Source organism: Myroides profundi (genome assembly GCF_000833025.1).
Classification (GTDB): Bacteria; Bacteroidota; Bacteroidia; order Flavobacteriales; family Flavobacteriaceae; genus Flavobacterium; species Flavobacterium profundi_A.
On the sequence record NZ_CP010817.1, the window covers coordinates 1,604,332 to 1,621,908 of the forward strand.

The 17,577-nt window shown below is 33.4% G+C and carries 15 protein-coding genes; 13 read left to right on the forward strand and 2 right to left on the reverse strand.

Features of this window, described 5'->3' with window-relative positions:
* Positions 1-148 precede the first annotated feature (148 nt).
* The 13 genes from MPR_RS07070 to MPR_RS07130 all read left to right on the forward strand — a co-directional run bounded on the left by MPR_RS07070 (position 149) and on the right by MPR_RS07130 (position 15,925).
* Entirely contained in the window at positions 149-562 is a 414-nt protein-coding gene (locus MPR_RS07070; RefSeq protein ID WP_016649555.1) for an HYC_CC_PP family protein, read from the forward strand.
* Positions 563-647: 85 nt separating this feature from the next.
* Positions 648-2,039, forward strand: coding sequence for a TolC family protein (locus MPR_RS07075; RefSeq protein WP_041890769.1), 1,392 nt, complete (start codon positions 648-650; stop codon positions 2,037-2,039).
* 6 nt (positions 2,040-2,045) lie between these two features.
* Positions 2,046-5,204, forward strand: coding sequence for an efflux RND transporter permease subunit (locus MPR_RS07080; protein WP_041890772.1), 3,159 nt, complete (start codon positions 2,046-2,048; stop codon positions 5,202-5,204).
* Between the two features lie 5 nt (positions 5,205-5,209).
* A complete protein-coding gene (locus tag MPR_RS07085) occupies positions 5,210-6,301 on the forward strand; it encodes an efflux RND transporter periplasmic adaptor subunit (protein WP_041890775.1) in 1,092 nt (363 codons plus the stop codon).
* Positions 6,302-6,315: 14 nt separating this feature from the next.
* Positions 6,316-6,786: a hypothetical protein gene (locus tag MPR_RS07090; RefSeq protein WP_041890778.1), complete on the forward strand. Its 471-nt coding sequence runs from the start codon at positions 6,316-6,318 to the stop codon at positions 6,784-6,786.
* 139 nt (positions 6,787-6,925) lie between these two features.
* The gene (locus MPR_RS07095; RefSeq protein ID WP_041890781.1) at positions 6,926-7,501 is read left to right on the forward strand and encodes an AraC family transcriptional regulator; all 576 of its coding nucleotides are present in this window, start codon (positions 6,926-6,928) and stop codon (positions 7,499-7,501) included.
* Positions 7,502-8,456: 955 nt separating this feature from the next.
* Positions 8,457-9,089: a LexA family transcriptional regulator gene (locus MPR_RS07100; RefSeq protein WP_041890784.1), complete on the forward strand. Its 633-nt coding sequence runs from the start codon at positions 8,457-8,459 to the stop codon at positions 9,087-9,089.
* A gap of 332 nt (positions 9,090-9,421) precedes the next feature.
* The gene (locus MPR_RS07105; RefSeq protein ID WP_025125126.1) at positions 9,422-10,894 is read left to right on the forward strand and encodes an aminoacyl-histidine dipeptidase; all 1,473 of its coding nucleotides are present in this window, start codon (positions 9,422-9,424) and stop codon (positions 10,892-10,894) included.
* Positions 10,895-11,061: 167 nt separating this feature from the next.
* A complete protein-coding gene (locus MPR_RS07110) occupies positions 11,062-12,249 on the forward strand; it encodes an aspartyl protease family protein (RefSeq protein ID WP_041890787.1) in 1,188 nt (395 codons plus the stop codon).
* Positions 12,250-12,454: 205 nt separating this feature from the next.
* Positions 12,455-13,063 carry a YceI family protein gene (locus MPR_RS07115; RefSeq protein ID WP_041890790.1) on the forward strand — a complete coding sequence of 203 codons (609 nt, stop codon included), beginning with the start codon at positions 12,455-12,457 and terminating at the stop codon, positions 13,061-13,063.
* Positions 13,064-13,158: 95 nt separating this feature from the next.
* Entirely contained in the window at positions 13,159-14,232 is a 1,074-nt protein-coding gene (prfA, locus tag MPR_RS07120; RefSeq protein WP_041890792.1) for a peptide chain release factor 1, read from the forward strand.
* 74 nt (positions 14,233-14,306) lie between these two features.
* On the forward strand, positions 14,307-15,128 hold the full coding sequence (pyrF, locus tag MPR_RS07125; protein WP_041890794.1) for an orotidine-5'-phosphate decarboxylase: 822 nt from the start codon (positions 14,307-14,309) through the stop codon (positions 15,126-15,128).
* A complete protein-coding gene (locus tag MPR_RS07130) occupies positions 15,125-15,925 on the forward strand; it encodes an ABC transporter substrate-binding protein (protein ID WP_041890797.1) in 801 nt (266 codons plus the stop codon). Before pyrF ends, MPR_RS07130 begins: the two co-directional genes overlap by 4 nt.
* A 240-nt stretch (positions 15,926-16,165) precedes the next feature.
* Here the strand turns inward: MPR_RS07130 and MPR_RS07135 are convergent, their stop codons facing one another.
* A complete protein-coding gene (locus MPR_RS07135; protein ID WP_041890799.1) occupies positions 16,166-16,948 on the reverse strand; it encodes a DUF4197 domain-containing protein in 783 nt (260 codons plus the stop codon).
* Between the two features lie 6 nt (positions 16,949-16,954).
* A complete protein-coding gene (locus tag MPR_RS07140; RefSeq protein WP_041890801.1) occupies positions 16,955-17,491 on the reverse strand; it encodes a DUF7935 family protein in 537 nt (178 codons plus the stop codon).
* Between the last annotated feature and the right edge of the window lie 86 nt (positions 17,492-17,577).

The window sequence follows — 17,577 nt, forward strand, 5'->3', positions numbered from 1 at the left end:
TAAAATGTTTCTTAAAAAGAGAAGTCTTAGTATCCATCATCGTTTAAGAATGTTTTCGAAAAGTACAAAATCCAAAAATTATACAACAAGTACTCGGAATGGTATAACAAATGAGAATCTCTAGTGTAGTACTTTTGGCGTAGAGATTATGAAAAAACTATTCGTCATATTATTCGCATTTTTGTACACAGGCTTGGCTTCAGGCTTTAGTACATATCAGCACATCTGCCAAGGATTAGTGCAAGAGACGAATATACCTAAATCTCAAGCAAATGAAAAGAACTGCGGTTTCTGTGCTTTAACAGGTAGAACCGTAGAAGAACCTAAGAAGAACTGCTGCCAAGATAAAGTAGAGGTAGTTAAAGTAAAATCAGAGGTTCAGAATAGTTCATTTAAAGTTTTAAAGATTTCTTTCTTTACAGATGCGATATTGCACCGTTATTTTGGGGCAGTATACGAGTATGTGCATACAGTAAGAGATAATTTCACTACTTATACTTATTATTTATACAGAGTCAAAGAAGTACCTCTGTATATTAAGCATTGCGTATATAGACTTTGATTCATACGATATCATTGGGCTTATCTATTCTTGTAATAGGAATAGATACATCAACAATATTGTATAATTAAACGCATACTTTTACATGAAAATTAATAGGATAGCACTGTTTGTCCTATTGGGTGTAGCATCTATGTCTTATGGACAAAAACTTACATTAGATGCTGCGTTAAAACAGGCTATAGAACGATATGACCTTATCAAGGTTAAAGAAGCAAAACTTGCTGCTTCTCAAGAAAACACAACTAATCAAAAAGGGCATTACTTCCCAGACTTAACATTCGGTGCCCAACAAAGTTATGGGACGATCAATGCACAGAACGGACCTCTGTATGCTTATGGAGGACTGGGATCTGCAGCTACCTCTATGCCTTTAGCAGAACAAAATTGGAATGCAGCCTTTGGTTCATTGTATTTTGCTAATGTCAATTGGAATATTTTTTCTTTTGGAAAGACAAAGGAAGGAATCGGTATGGCAAAAGCTCAACAAGAAGTGACGCTTAAGGACTTAGAACAAGAGATTTTCCAACAACAAATAAAAGTAAGTGCTACCTATTTAAATCTTTTGGCTTCTCAGCGTATAAAATATGTGCAACAAAAGAATTTAGAACGCGCGAGAGTATTTCATGAAGTTACAGCTGCAAAGGCAAAGAGTGGCTTGTTACCTCAAGTAGATGAGCGATTAGCTATGGCTGAGGTAGCAAATGCAGAGGCATTACATATTAAAGCGTATGACAAAGAAATAGAGTTTAATAAGCACTTAGCTGTGTTATTAGATGAAGAGACTAAAGCGTATGTATTAGATGAGGTATTTGTAAATGCTAAACCAGAAGTATTAGATGAAACTTTAGTCAATAGAGATCAGCATCCTATGCTATTATGGCAAGAGAGCAAAATAGCACAAAGCGAATCTATGGAACGCCTAGTAACCAAAGGTAGTCTGCCTAGTTTAAATGCTTTTGGGGTGTTGCAAGGTAGAGGATCAGGCTTTAACTGGAATTATGTACAAGACAATAGTGCTTACTCTTCATCTTATGGTGATGGAGTGGGTATTGATAGAAGTAATTATTTAGTAGGGCTTCAATTGACATGGAATATATCTAACTTTTTTAGAACGACTTATAAGCGTAAACAACAAGAGTATATCACAAAGAGCTATGAACATGAATTCGCTCAGATGGACAAAGATTTGGCTAACCAAGTTACTTTGACCAAAGAGAAGTATGTCAATGCTCAGGCTGTGTGGACACAGTCAAAAATACAGTTAGAGGCGGCTGAGGTAGCCTTTAAACAGCAGAAAGCTTTATACGATAATGGATTGAGCAACTTAGTTGATTTCACTCAAGCGCTGTATACTTTACAACGTGCAGAGATAGACTATGAAATAGCTCAAAATAATGTATGGCAATCTTTATTGCTACAGGCTTCTGCTTTCGGTGATATTCAATATTTGTTAAACGCTATTCCCCTAAAATAAGATAGTATGAATTTAATTCGATTTGCCTTGCGCAAGCCAATATCTATTATGGTATTGGTAATAGGACTATTATTCTTTGGAGTAAAGTCATCTAAAGAGATTCCAGTAGATATTCTTCCAGAGATGAACTTACCAGTGGTTTATATCGCCCATTCTTTTAATGGGTATACTCCACAACAAATGGAAGGTTATTTCACGAAGATGTATGTAAATATGATGCTTTTTGCCAATGGGATAAAAAGTATTGACACTAAAAATACACAAGGGTTGACCTTGATGAAAATAGAGTTTTATGAAGGGACAGATATGGGAGAGGCGATTGCGTCTATCTCAGCACTGTCTAATCGTTCGGTAATTTTCTTACCGCCAGGAGCTCCACCACCCTTCATTATTCGCTTTGATGCTTCTTCTCAACCAGTAGGACAATTAGTGTTCCGCTCAGAGACGAAGACGAATAATGAGCTTCAAGATATCGCCAACTTTGCTGCGCGCCCTTTCTTGATTAAGATTCCTGGATTGACTACAGCTCCACCATTTGGAGGGTCACCACGTACGATAGAGATCAATATAGATCCTAATAAACTGCGTACGCATCATATGAGTCCAGAGCAAGTGGTAGAAGCAATTAGTAGACAAAACGTAACGATGCCTTCAGGGAACGTATATGTAGGAGATAAGAACTATCTGACACCGACTAATAACACTTTAAAAACGGTAGAAGAGTTTGGAGATATTCCTTTGTTTAAGGGACAGGTAGATAATGTGTACTTACGCGATGTGGCTACTGTAAAAGATGGTGCTGATATTACGACTGGTTATGCATTAGTAGACGGTAAACGTTCTGTGTATATCAATATTGCTAAATCGGGTAAAGCTTCTACTTATGATGTGGTAGAACAATTGAAAAAATCTATTCCTCATATACAGAATAACTTACCTGATGATGTAAAGATTTCGTACGAGTTTGACCAATCTGTGAATGTTATTAATGCAGTAAAGAGTTTAATCGTAGAGGGAGTACTAGGAGCCTTATTGACAGGACTTATGGTAATGTTATTCTTAAGAGATCCTAGAGGAGCTTTGATTGTGATTATGACTATTCCGATAGCGATTATTTCAGCAGTATTGTTCTTAAAGATGTTTGGTCAGACGATCAATATTATGACACTATCAGGATTAGCCTTAGCGATAGGTATTTTGGTAGATGAGAGTACAGTGACGATAGAGAATATACACCAGCACTTTGCCCTCGGTAAGAATAAAGTACAAGCTATTTGGGACGCGTGTAAGGAAATTGCCTTTCCTAAGTTATTAATCTTGTTTAGCATTTTAGCCGTATTTGCACCAGCCTTTATGATGACAGGTATTCCTGGAGCACTATTTATGCCTCTAGCGATGGCAATTGGTTTTGCGATGACGGTTTCATTCTTACTTTCTCAAACGTTTGTACCGATTATGGCTAACTGGCTGATGAAGTACAATCCTGAGAAACATGCTATTCCTGAAGAAGCTAAAGGTTTCGATAAGTTTAAGAATAGAGTAGTTGCAGGGATTGAGAAAGTGATGCCTATGAAGAAGATAATTGTTATAGGTTCTATTCTAGCTGCTTTCTTAGCTGTAGCAGTAATGTACCAAAATATAGGAAAGGATGTACTGCCAACTGTAAATTCAAGTCAAGTGCAAATGCGTATTACTGCTCCTGAAGGGACACGTATAGAGCATACTGAAATGAAAGTGAAGAAGGTACTGGGTGAATTAGAAGATTTATTTGGTAAAGAGAAGATTGCAATTTCATCAGCGTTTGTGGGACAACACCCTTCATCGTTTGCAGTAAGTCCAATCTACTTATATAATGCAGGACCACATGAAGCGTCTATGCAAGTAGCTTTTAAAGATTTTGATGGTAATACAGATGAATTAAAAGACCAAATACGAGGGCGTATTGCAGAGAAGCTACCAGAGTTAAAATTGACTTTTGAGCCAATCGAATTGACTGAAAAGATTTTAAGTCAAGGAACCAATACACCTATTGAGATTCGTGTATCAGGTATGATGCGTAAGATGAATATGATGACTGCTAATAAATTATTGGCAAAGTTGAAAGAAATCGACTATATGCGTGATCAGAAAATGCCTATCTCGATGAATTATCCATCTTATGAAATTAATATAGATCGCGTACGTGCTGCTCAATTAGGATTAGATGCAATGGATATTGCAAAATCATTAGTGGCGACAACAGCTTCTTCTCGTTACACTAATAGAAATATGTGGGTAGGAGGTATGATGGGAATTGCTTATGATGTACAAGTACAGATGCCGCAAAATCAACTGGGAAGTAAGGAAGAATTAGAGAATATTCCACTGAGTAAGAATTCAGATAGACCAGTGCTAAGCGATGTAGCTACTGTAACAGAGTCAAAGGTATTAGCTGAGAGTTATAATGAAGGGACAATGGGATATGTATCTGTAGTAGCTAACGTACACAAAACAGATTTGAATAAAGCGAAAGAAGATGTACAACAAGCTATCGCAGAATTAGGAGAATTACCAAAAGGGGTAAATGTGGAGTTAAAAGGAATGGCTCCTGTATTAGATGATACCATGCAGAGTTTGGCTAACGGTTTATTGATTGCTATTGTGGTTATATTCTTAATGCTAACAGCCAACTTCCAGTCGTTTAAAGTATCGTTTGTGATCTTGACTACAGTACCATTCGTAATGCTTGGATCACTATTACTATTAAAAGCAACAGGCTCTACAGTTAACTTACAGTCTTATATGGGAATCATTATGTCGGTCGGAGTATCTATTGCCAATGCAGTATTATTAATTAATAATGCGGAGACATTGAGAAAGACAGGATGGACGTCTACTGCAGCTGCTATAGAAGCAACGAAGTTACGTATCAGACCGATAGCGATGACTACGATAGCGATGATTGCGGGGATGTTACCAATGGCGATAGGACATGGAGAAGGAAGTGAGCAAGTAGCTCCTTTAGGAAGAGCAGTAATTGGGGGGCTATTAGCATCGACAGTGTCTGTATTGATTATTTTACCAATGGTATTTGCTTGGGTAATGAATAAAGTAACGAGAGATTCTCCATCATTAGACCCAGAAGACGAAGAAAGTATCCACTATTTACCTATAGATAATAAATAAGAAAGATGAAAAGAATATATATAGTATTAGTTAGTCTAGTAGTATTAACTGCATGTGCAGATAAAAAAACTCCTGAAGTAAAAGAAGTGAAAGATGAAAAAGGAGGGATGAATATGGCAATGAATAAGATGGAGACTATTGGCATAGAACCAACCAATCCTATTGTTCCATTGCAATTACCAGGAGAGTTAAGAGCCGATCAACGTACCGAACTATTTGCTAAAGTAAATAGTTATGTGATTGATTTGCGTGTGGATATAGGTGATCACGTAAAGAAAGGACAAGTGCTAATGGTATTAGATGCGCCTGAGATTCAGGCACAAGTATCAAGTGCGCAGGCTAAATGGAAAGCACAAGAGGCAATCTATATCTCAACTAAAGCTACTTATGATAGAACAATAAAAGCGAATGAGACAGAGGGAGCTATTGCACCTGATTATTTAGAGCAAGTGACTGCTAAAATGTTAGCAGATAAAGCACAATTAGCTTCTTCAAAGTCTTCGTATGAAGAAATGAAGAATATAGATCAATACCTAGTAATTAGAGCACCTTTTGACGGAATGATTACAGATAGACAGGTAGATAAAGGAGCTTATGTAGGACCGATGAGTAAAATGCCTTTACTAATCGTAGAGGACACTTCTACACTGCGTCTAAACTTATCTATCTCAGAGGCAAATACGCCTTATGTACAAGAGGGAGATACAGTGAAGTTTAAAGTGCGTACGCTTCCCCAAAAGGAGTTTACTGGTGTAGTGACTAGAAAGGCGGGTAGTCTAGATTTAAAGTTGCGCTCAGAGCAGATTCAAGCAGATATTAATAATAAAGAACAGTTGTTAAAACCTAATATGATAGCAGATGCTACTGTAAGCTTAAAAAGTACAGAGCCAACATTCTTTGTGCCTAAGTCAGCTTTAGTAGAGAGTAATCTTGGGCTGTATGTGATCGAAGTTAGAAATGGTACAGCGTATCATATTAAGGTAGCTAAAGGACGTGCTATGCCTATGATGGTTGAGGTTTTTGGAGAGCTAAGACCAGGTATGAAGATCTTAAAAATGGCAACAGAAGAAATAATGAATGAACAAAAATTAATGTAATAAAAATGATGATTATGAGAACATTTGCAATTAGAAGTTTAGCAGTAGTGGGAGTTAGTTTACTTACTATCGCTTGTGGAGAAACAAAAAAAGAGCCAGTAGAGGCAGCTCCAATACATGAAAACCATGCTAATCACGATATGCATTCAATGCATAAGGAAAGTGAGCCAGTAGCAGCTACAGGCCAGTACAAAAGAGGAGATGCTGTACCAAGTGATCTAGTATGTATGGTAAATGATGCTTATATGGGGAATAAACAGTTAGAAGTAGAGCATGAAGGTAAAATGTATTATGGATGTTGTGAAATGTGTAAAACAAGAATCCCTCAAGATGCAACTGTGCGTGCCGCTATAGATCCATATTCTTTAAAATCAGTAGATAAAGCAGAAGCTTATATCGTGATAGTAGGGAATAATGGTGAGGTAGCTTATTTTGAGAATGAAGGGAATTACCAAAAATTCGTTGCAGAACACAAACAGAGTTAATAAAAAGGAATCAGGAGTACTGATATAGTCAGTACTCCTTTTTAAAAACAAAGATTGTATTGAGTTACTATACTATATAGTGAAAGTTTAAAACGAGATATGATCAGTCTATTGTTTATTAGGATAAAAAAAATGAGATATGGAGTATTCGGTAGTTTTACATATTAAGAATATGGTTTGTCACCGTTGTGTTTTAATGATAGAACAAGAGTTAAAAAAAATAGGTGTATTAGAGACTAAAGTTGAATTAGGAAAGGTGTCGCTTTTGTATAATTTAAGCGAACAGACTTTTAAGGTGTTTAAAGAGAGATTGAATATACTTGGTTTTGAATTAATAGTAGAGAAACAAGATATACTGATAGAGGGTATTAAACAATTAATTATAGATCTCGTACAGACGGATAGTCGTTTATCTACCAATCTATCTTATTTAATATCGGATAATTTAGCAATAGACTATAGTTATGCAAGTAAGTTGTTTTCAGAGCGAGAATCAGTTACAATAGAGAAATTTTATATCCATCAACGTATTGAACGTGTGAAGGAATATATTTCGTATGGTGAAATGACACTATTAGAAATAGCTAGTAAAATGTATTATAATGATTTGAGTCATTTGAGTAAACAGTTTAAAAGTGTGGTGGGGGTGTCTCCATCTCAGTATAAGAAAGAACAGAAATTTAATAGAAATTATATTGATAAGATAATTACTTAGTTTGATGCGCTATGCAGGTGAGAGTGCATAGTATTTTTTTTATTTGTACTTGTAAAAGAGGACGTCGGGAGATGCTCCTCTTTTTTTGTGATATTTTATAATGATTAAAGTGACTTTATTTACTATTTGACTGTTTTTGTCTTTAAGTATCTTAATCTGCCTGTTTAGTATAACTGAAAAAAGGCTAATAAATTAGCAATATGTGATTTAATCACGAAACGTGAATGGGTTTTGCTAGTGAAAAATCTACTTATATGATAATCACTATATGTGATCAAATAAGACGACTAACTTGTTTATATGTGTTTAGTACTCTAATTATTGGTTGTTTTGTAATGTTGAATAATAGTTAAATACTGATATAAAAATAATTATTTATCTTCTGTTTGTTTATTTTATTGAATAATAATGTATGTGTTTTATGTATTGTTGAATATTATATGTTTGTGTTGAATTGTTTGAATAAAGAAAAACCATTAAACAGCAACTATAATAGAACGTATAAATAGGTGATATTCTATAGATAATATAAGAGTGGAAGATGTAGCCTTCCTCTTATATCAATGGACGTATTATTGTGTTAATCAACTTAAGTCAGTAGATGAAATTATCTTATCAAAGATTTGTATAGGATAGAAGCTTGAAAGACGTTTGATTTAATGATTCGTTGCTTATTCTTTTTTTGTGATTTTATAGGTGTGTTTATATCGCTTGATTTTAAGCGTTGTAAATAATTAATATTTGAATATTTATATTTTATCATAAATATAAAGTAACTTTTTTATTAAGTGTAAATTATTGATTAATAGATATTTGATTTATTTTTGATAGGTTTTTTATTCTTTTTTCAAACATTTTTTTGCTGCTATTTAATTTTTGGCAAGATAATTGATTTTTGTCGATATATGCGAATAAAGCAGTGGTTAGTAAAGTAGAATAATAAATTGTGAAAAGTATGAAAAGTAGTGAAAGCGTAATTAAAAAGTTGAAACAGTTATTAGGGATAAAAACAGATTTGGAATTAGCGAATATTTTAGAAGTAAAACCTAATACAGTGTCATCATGGAAATCAAGAGAGACATTACAGTATGAAAAAATCATGAATTTGTGTAAAGAGCACAAGATTGATTTGAATGAATTATTCTTTTCAAATACACAAAAAGTTTTTAATACTGATTTGCAAAAACGAAAAGTGAAAATGATTTCTGTAGATCATCATTTTGAGTATTTCTTAAATCCTGAAAGAACTTGGGCAACATCACCTAGTTTTGTGTTTCCAACAGAAGAGGAGGTTGATACAGCATTTCAGATTTCTGCCGAAAATATGTATCCTACAGTAAAAGTGTCTTCTTATGTGTTGACTAAAAAAATCGGATTAGATGAAATTAAACCTTGGGGTATATATGTAGTTGTAATTGAAGGAAAAGGTGTGTTATGTTATAGATTTAAACGATATACAGAGAGTGGAGATTTATCATTTATTAGTGATAATGAAACTTATGAGAATATTGTAGTAAGACCTCAAGATATCAGAGAGGTGTTCTGTGTACGAGGAGCATTCCTTGGAAATATTAAGAATCTTTCATAATTTTTATATTTGGTTACAGAAATGGGTTATTGCATTTGTGATAACCCGTTTTTTATTGCCTTTATAACAGTGCTCTTTAGAATCTATCCTAGTTTAGGTCTAGAATAATCTAATCTTAGTTTATTTAATGAATAAAAAGTGGTTCTTATGCTATGAAGGATTGAAGTTGTTATACTTAGAGAATTAGAAAAAGGAAAATGAGGTGTTTGGATTATATGGATAAAGGAGAATAGAAATTGGATTTAACCGAATTTTATTAGGGAATAGCAGTTTATTTATTTAGAATGTCCTAAATTTGAAGGAATATTTTGAATAATTAAAGAGATTAAGATATGAGTCAAGAAGTTAGAGGGTTAGAACCTAAGAACTTATGGAACAAGTTCGCAGATCTAAACGCAGTACCTCGTCCATCTAAGAAGGAAGAGCGTGTGATTGAGTTCATGATGAACTTTGGTAAGTCTTTAGGTCTAGAAACTATAAAAGATGAGGTAGGTAACGTTATTATTAAAAAACCTGCTACTAAAGGATTGGAGAACAGAAAAGTGGTTGTAATGCAATCTCACTTAGATATGGTTCACCAAAAGAATAACGATACTGTATTTGACTTCGATACTCAAGGAATCGATATGTATGTAGAGGATGGATGGGTAAGAGCTAGAGGTACTACTTTAGGGGCTGATAATGGTCTAGGAGTAGCAGCTATTATGGCTATTTTAGAAAGCAACGAAATTCCACACCCAGCTATCGAGGCTCTATTTACTATAGATGAAGAGACTGGAATGACTGGTGCTAAAGGTCTTCAAGGAGGAATGTTAGAAGGAGAGATTCTTTTAAACTTAGATACAGAAGAGGATGATGAAATCGATATCGGATGTGCTGGTGGTGTAGATGTAACTGCATCTGCTGAATATGATGAAGAGGATACACCTGAAGGATCTATCGGATATAGAATAACTGTAAAAGGATTAAACGGAGGACACTCTGGTATGGATATCCACAAAGGATTAGGAAACGCAAATAAAATCATGAATAGATTGTTATTTGATGCTTTTGATAACTTTGGATTACAGATATCTAAAATCAAAGGAGGAAGTTTAAGAAATGCTATTCCAAGAGAAAGTGTAGCTGAGGTAATTATTGCAAATACTTTTGATGAGGCATTTGTATTTGATATGACTTCTATCGTAGATGAGATTAAAGCAGAGTTACATACTGTAGATCCTGATTTTGAAGTAGTATTTGAGAAATTAGAAGCTGCTGATACTCCTAAGAAAGTAATGCCTTCTATGGCGCAATATTTCTTCGTAAGATCTATGTATACTGCTCATAACGGTGTATTCCGTATGAGTCCAGACTTCGATGATTTAGTAGAAGCTTCTAATAATATTGCTAAAGTAGATTTAGGAGAAGGTAAATTAGTAGTTAAATGTTTAACTCGTTCTTCTGTAGAATCATCTAAATTTGATGTAGCGAATAGTCTTCGTTCTGCATTTGAATTAATGGGATGTGAAGTAGAATTCTCTGGATCTTATCCAGGATGGACACCTAATTCAGAATCTGAAATATTAGATGTATTAGTAGATATCTATGAAAAACAAGTAGGTGAGAAACCAAATGTAGTGGCATGTCACGCAGGACTAGAGTGTGGTATCTTAGGAACAAACTATCCTGATATGGATATGATTTCTTTTGGACCAACTATCCGCGGAGCTCACTCTCCTGTAGAGCGTGCTAATATTGCTTCTGTACAGAAATTCTGGAAATTCTTATTAGAGATCCTAACTCAGATTCCTGAGAAAAAGTAATCTAATAGATTAGAAATAAAGAAAAGGGTATCCTATACTAGGATGCCCTTTTTTTGTTTTTAAATACTTTGCTTTTGATTAGTTTAATTGTTATTTATTTGGTTTTAATTTTTTAATTGTTGTTAAATTATTTTAATTTTGATTTATAATTAACTTATTAGTATTGTATGTTTAAAAGAGGGGTATTGCTGTTAATGTTATTAAGTGTGAATTGTTTTTTTGCACAAAAACTTCAGTTGCCATTTGAGCTTTCAAAAGATGATAGTACGATTTTTCTAAGATTGCCAATGGAGAATCAAAAAGATAGTTTGCTTTTCTTCTTTGATACAGGAGCAGGGGCACTACTCTTAGATTCACAAAAGGCAAAAGAGTTTGGTCTAAAAGCAGATTATAAAAGAGATATAACTGGAGCAGGTGGTAAAAAAACTTATGAGTCAGTCAGGAATTACAAAGTTTATTTAGATAAAAATAATTATGTAGATAGTACTTCAGTAGTGTTAGAAGATATGTCTAGGCTGTATGCTATGACTGAAAAGAAGTTTGACGGTATTATAGGGGCTACTATTTTAAAGAATTATATAACAAAGCTAGACTTTAATACACAAATGATGAGTCTATATAGTTTTGGGACAAAGATAGATTATAGTGGTTATGAGAAGATTCCTTTTAAGTTCTATAATGGTGCTTTAATTCAATTGCCAATCATGATGACATTGAATAATAATGAGCAGTTCTCTGGAGATATCTTATTTGATAGTGGAGCTAGTGCTACTTTGATAGTAAACACACCTTATAAAGAAAAGCATGATTTGTTAAGTAAAATAGATAAAAAGATATCCTATTCTAGTGATAATTTGAGTAATAGTACAAGTTATGAAAAAGGACTAATTAAGAGTTTGAGGTTAGGTAGTTATAAGATAGAGAGTAATGAATTATCGGTTTCTTTTTCTTCAGATACAGAAGGGGTAAGTGCTGTAAAAGGATTGATGGGAATCCTAGGAAGTGAAATTATACACCGTTTTGACTTGATATTTGATTACAAAGATCAGTTTGTTTACATTAAGCCTAATGATTTGTTTGTAAAAGCATTTGATCCTTTTGTAAAGCCATTGTCTCTGATGTATAATGATAAAAGGGATCAGATTTTAATTTCAAGTGTTATCCATAATACAGAAGCTGCGGTTAAAGGATTAGAAAAGGGACAGAGGATTGTATCTATCAATGGTATTCGTACTAATGATATAGATAAATACGAAAGTATACTAAAAGAAGAGAATAAGAAAGTCATCATAGAATATATGAATAGTGCCAAAGAGATTAAGACTGTAGAAATTAATTTAATAAGGTTATTATAACTAATTATTCTGTTCTTATTCTTTTATAAAAAAAGTCTAGTACTAGAAGATACTTTATGACTTATAATCTAATACGGTCATTATTTTTTAAGGTGTAAACAGCAATGTATTAAGGCTAGAGTGTTTAAAAATATTAATGTTTATTTAAGAATAAAGCGTGTTAAAATTAGTAATTTGGTTGCAATATAATTAAAACTCAATATTTATGAAAAAATCCGTTTTAGCTTTAGCTTTAATTGGAGCATTAGCAATCTCTTGTGGAGAGAAAAAAGATACAAATGCAGTAGAAGGAACTACTGAGACAACAACAGAACAAGTAGAAGCACCTGTACAAAAAGAATTATCTTATTCTATGGAATGGACAGCTTTTAAAACACCTGAGAAAGTAGGAGTAAAAGGAACATTCTCAGATATTAAATTGAATGAAGTAAAAGCGGATGCTGCTACATTAGAAGAAGCGTTAAAAGGAGCTAACTTCGTAGTAGTAACATCTTCTGTAAGCACTAATGATGCTGGTAGAGATGAGAAGTTAAAAGGTCAGTTCTTTGCTAAAATGGTTGGAAATATCAATGGATTCTTTGGTGAGTTTAAAGATGGTAAAGTAATCGTGAACTTAACAATGAATGGAATTTCTAAAGAGAAAGAGTTCGCATATAGAGTAGAAGGTGATGCTCTTAAGTTAAATGGTTCAATAGATATCATTGCTGATTTTACGGCTCAGTCTGCATTTGATAGCTTACATGAAGCTTGTAAAGATTTGCACGAAGGAAAAACTTGGTCTGACGTAGAGATTTCTGCTGAGATTAAAAAATAATTAGTTACTTTTGTAACGTAATTGAAGAGGAGTATGCATAAATATTCCTCTTTTTTTGTACCTTTGCAAACCAAATAAATTATCTATTTTAGGATATGTTAGATAGACTACAAATTATTAAGCAACGTTTTGACGAAGTTTCTGACTTAATTATTCAGCCAGATGTTATTGCTGATCAAAAACGTTACGTACAATTAAATAAAGAGTATAAAGATTTAAAACAGTTAGTTGAAAAGCGTGCTGAGTATATAAATCTTAAAGGTAATATGGAAGAAGCTAATGAAATATTAGCTGATGGAAGTGATGCTGAAATGGTAGAAATGGCTAAGATGCAATTAGATGAGGCAAAAGGTCGTTTACCAGAATTAGAAGAAGAAATCAAATTCTTATTGATACCTAAAGATCCAGAGGATGCTAAAAACGTAATGGTAGAGGTGCGTGCTGGTACAGGAGGTGATGAAGCAAGTATCTTCGCAGGAGATTTATTTAGAATGTACACTAAATACTGTGAATCTAAAGGATGGAGAACATCTGTAGTAGATGTGAATGAAGGAACTTCTGGAGGATACAAAGAGGTTATCTTTGAAGTAACAGGAGAAGATGTATATGGTACATTAAAATTTGAAGCAGGAGTACACCGTGTACAACGTGTTCCTCAAACGGAAACTCAAGGACGTGTACACACATCAGCAGCTACTGTAATGGTATTACCAGAAGCAGAAGAGTTCGATGTACATATCGATATGAATGATGTACGTATTGACTTATTCTGTTCGTCAGGACCTGGAGGACAGTCTGTAAATACAACTAAATCAGCTGTACGTATGACTCACATTCCTACAGGACTTGTGGCTCAATGTCAGGATGAGAAATCTCAACACAAGAATAAAGATAAAGCTTTATCTGTATTGCGTTCTCGTTTGTATGAAATGGAATTAGCAAAGAAACAAGCAGAAGATGCAACTAAACGTTCGTCTCAGGTAAGTAGTGGGGACAGATCTGCAAAGATTAGAACTTACAACTATCCACAAGGACGTGTTACTGATCACCGTATAGGACTTACTTTATATGATCTAGATGGTATTATGAATGGTAATATTCAGAAGATTATCGATGAATTACAATTGGTAAGTAATACTGAGAAATTAAAAGAAGGAGACGTTTTTTAATCGTCTTATGTAAATATTATAAACCACACTTGCTTTTGTATAGTGTGGTTTTTTTTAAACTATAACTACGAGACATGACTACACAACAATTAATTGAACAAATTAAGCAAAAGAACTCATTTCTATGCGTTGGCTTAGATGTTGATTTAGATAAGATTCCAACTTTTTTATTAAAAGAAGAAGATCCTATATTTAGCTTTAATAAAGCAATTATCGATGCAACTCATCAATATGCAGTAGCGTATAAACCAAATATTGCGTTCTATGAAGCTTATGGTATAAAAGGATGGATGTCTCTGAAGAAGACAATAGAATACTTAAATACTAATTATCCTGAAGTATACACTATAGCAGATGCTAAGCGTGGGGATATAGGTAATACTGCGTCTATGTATGCTAAAGCTTTCTTTGAGGATATGTCGTTTGACAGCGTAACTGTTGCTCCTTATATGGGAAAAGACTCTGTAGAGCCATTTTTAGCTTTTGAAGATAAACATACTATTCTTTTAGCATTAACTTCAAATCAAGGTGCATTTGATTTCCAAACGAAAGAAGTGAATGGAAAGCCATTGTATCAAGAAGTATTAGAAACTTCTCAAACATATAAAAATGCAGAGAATTTAATGTATGTAGTGGGAGCTACTAAGGCAGAATATTTTGAAGAGATTAGAAAAATAGTACCAGAAAGCTTTCTATTAGTGCCAGGAGTAGGGGCGCAAGGTGGTAATCTACAAGATGTATGTAAATATGGGTTAAGTAAAAATGTAGGATTGCTAATCAATTCGTCAAGAGGTATTATCTTTGCATCTAAGGCAGAAGATTTCGCAGAGAAAGCGGGATTAGAAGCTAAAGCCATTCAACAAGAAATGGAGGAGATATTAAATAAAATGGTATGATTGTATTAAAAGATCAAATAGGGCAAGAGCATCGCTTTGAACAAGCACCAAAGAGAATTATTTCATTAGTGCCTTCACAAACAGAAACGTTATGTGATTTAGGATTGGAAGATGAGATTAAAGGAATAACTAAATTCTGTGTACATCCTTATCACTTAGGTGTAGTCAAAATCAAAGTAGGTGGAACTAAGAAGGTACACGTAGAAAAGATTAAGGCACTTAATCCTGATATTATTATTGCTAATAAAGAAGAAAATACTTTGGAGATCGTAGAAAGTCTGAAAGATATTTGTCCTGTTTGGGTTACTGATGTAATTACATTAGAAGATAATAAGCAAATGATAGAAGATTTTGGTGTCTTGTTTAATAAACGTACAGAGGCAAAAAAATGGAATGATAAGATTGATTTTGCTATCAAAGATTTCATGTCTTTTGTAAGTACTAGAGAAACACAAAAAGCAGCTTATTTTATCTGGAGAGAACCTTATATGGCGGCAGGTAATAATACGTTTATCAATACCCTTTTGACTTTGAATAAATTCACGAATGTATATGCTAATCGAGAAGAGCGTTATCCTGAAGTAGAGATAAGAAAGATTAGAATTCAAGGAGATCCAGAGTTGGTATTCTTGTCGTCAGAGCCTTATCCATTTAAGGAAGAACATGCATTCGAATTAGGAAGACATACACATCACGGAAAAACTGTGTTTGTGGATGGGGAAATGTTCTCTTGGCATGGGACACATTTGTTTAATGCTTTTGAGTACTTTAAACAAATTCATAAACGACTTGAATAATATCTTGATTATTAGATGAAAAGTAGTCTAGAAGATTACGGTAAGAATATAAAAAAGAAAAAGCCGAGTAAGAAATTACTCGGCTTTTTTTAACTAACCCTAACTATTATGAAATCAATCATTATTGATTATACAAATATCAAAAAAATATTTAGAAAGGTCAGTTAATTGAATGTTATAATAATGTTATATTTAGTTTTTTGTTTAAAAATATAAATATACTTCAATGTAAGTACCTAATTACTTTCTATTTTTAAAAAGTTTCTCGATAGAATTACTTGATGTGTTTTTTTTAGTTGAGTTTGTTAGATTATCTTGAATTGCGAATACTTCTTTTAATAATTTAGAATCTCTAGATCCTGTGATGTTTTCTCTAATATTTCCCTCTTCAACTGCGATCATTTTGAATACGCCATCCATAGTTTGGTTGGTAATATAATCTGTTAAGTCTGTTGTAACAGGAGATACTAGAGGAAGTGCATTATAAGTAGTGGTCATTTTTTCCCAGATTACATCAGCTCCTACTGATGCTATAGATGAATTAATCACTGGACTGAATTTAGTATATAAACTTTTAGATGTGCTTTTCTTTAAGTAATCAGTTGCAGCTGATTTTCCTCCAACTAGAATATCTTTAGCATCTGTGAATGTCATATTCTTAACAGCATCTACAAAGATTGGTGTAGCTTCTTTCACAGCACTTTCTGCAGCTCTGTTAATTAGTGTTAATCCTTGATCTGCTAATTTGTCCATACCTATTCTTCTTAAAGCTCTATCTACTTTCTGAAATTCTTCAGGCATTACAATTTTAACTAATTCATTTTTTAGGAAACCATCAGGTTGTGATAGTTTACTTACTTGATCAGCAATTCCTTTATCAAGAGCTTCTTTTAATCCCTTAGCCACTTTGTCTTGTGTAAGAGAATTGATTAGGTTGTTTTTTTTAGTGGTTTGAGCATTGATGATTGGGGAATAGGCTAGTGTACTCATGGTTAGTACAGCAGCAATCATTGTCTTTTTCATAGTGTTTTATTTATCTGTTATTGTATTTACTTCTAGTTTTATTGCTTTTCTAGCAATTTCTAGTTTTTCTTCAATTAGTATATTTTTAGTAATTAAAGTCTGTCTAAGTTGGTTCGCATCTAGGATGTTAGGATTACTACCAATCTGATGTATTAATTCTATAATACTGTTTTTTGATTGAACTATAATTTGCCAAAGCTCTTCGCTAATATAGATTTGCTGAGCTACGTTATAGTCAAACTCTTGTTCTATATGATTTATTAAATTGATTTGATATAGTGTTTTATCTTCTGAGGTAGGACTTATTCTTAGAATTAGTTTTTTTAAATCAATGCGTTCAATTAGTATTATAAAGCGTTCAAAGGCTTGTAATTTCAAGGCTTGAAGGTCTATTGTGTTTTGAGCTTTTAATTTTTCTAATAGAAATAGATCTTTTTTTGTCTGCTTTTCTAATATGCGATTAAAAAATGTATAAGCTAAAGCTGCTGAAATCAAAGCAGGTAGGGTATAGGCTAATAGCTGTAAAATAAATTCTGTGCTCATTGCGATCTTTTTAAGCAAAAGTAGGGAATATTATGTTTGTTGTGATATTTTTTATGGTTGCAAAAAACTTGTTATAAAGGTATAGT

What these genes read in the sequence shown, in the direction of transcription:
- MPR_RS07070 (WP_016649555.1), top strand. Translation starts at nt 149, where the DNA reads ATGAAAAAACTATTCGTCATATTATTCGCATTTTTGTACACAGGCTTG.
- MPR_RS07075 (WP_041890769.1), top strand. Translation starts at nt 648, where the DNA reads ATGAAAATTAATAGGATAGCACTGTTTGTCCTATTGGGTGTAGCATCT.
- MPR_RS07080 (WP_041890772.1), top strand. Translation starts at nt 2,046, where the DNA reads ATGAATTTAATTCGATTTGCCTTGCGCAAGCCAATATCTATTATGGTA.
- MPR_RS07085 (WP_041890775.1), top strand. Translation starts at nt 5,210, where the DNA reads ATGAAAAGAATATATATAGTATTAGTTAGTCTAGTAGTATTAACTGCA.
- MPR_RS07090 (WP_041890778.1), top strand. Translation starts at nt 6,316, where the DNA reads ATGAGAACATTTGCAATTAGAAGTTTAGCAGTAGTGGGAGTTAGTTTA.
- MPR_RS07095 (WP_041890781.1), top strand. Translation starts at nt 6,926, where the DNA reads ATGGAGTATTCGGTAGTTTTACATATTAAGAATATGGTTTGTCACCGT.
- MPR_RS07100 (WP_041890784.1), top strand. Translation starts at nt 8,457, where the DNA reads ATGAAAAGTAGTGAAAGCGTAATTAAAAAGTTGAAACAGTTATTAGGG.
- MPR_RS07105 (WP_025125126.1), top strand. Translation starts at nt 9,422, where the DNA reads ATGAGTCAAGAAGTTAGAGGGTTAGAACCTAAGAACTTATGGAACAAG.
- MPR_RS07110 (WP_041890787.1), top strand. Translation starts at nt 11,062, where the DNA reads ATGTTTAAAAGAGGGGTATTGCTGTTAATGTTATTAAGTGTGAATTGT.
- MPR_RS07115 (WP_041890790.1), top strand. Translation starts at nt 12,455, where the DNA reads ATGAAAAAATCCGTTTTAGCTTTAGCTTTAATTGGAGCATTAGCAATC.
- prfA (WP_041890792.1), top strand. Translation starts at nt 13,159, where the DNA reads ATGTTAGATAGACTACAAATTATTAAGCAACGTTTTGACGAAGTTTCT.
- pyrF (WP_041890794.1), top strand. Translation starts at nt 14,307, where the DNA reads ATGACTACACAACAATTAATTGAACAAATTAAGCAAAAGAACTCATTT.
- MPR_RS07130 (WP_041890797.1), top strand. Translation starts at nt 15,125, where the DNA reads ATGATTGTATTAAAAGATCAAATAGGGCAAGAGCATCGCTTTGAACAA.
- MPR_RS07135 (WP_041890799.1), bottom strand. Translation starts at nt 16,948, where the DNA reads ATGAAAAAGACAATGATTGCTGCTGTACTAACCATGAGTACACTAGCC.
- MPR_RS07140 (WP_041890801.1), bottom strand. Translation starts at nt 17,491, where the DNA reads ATGAGCACAGAATTTATTTTACAGCTATTAGCCTATACCCTACCTGCT.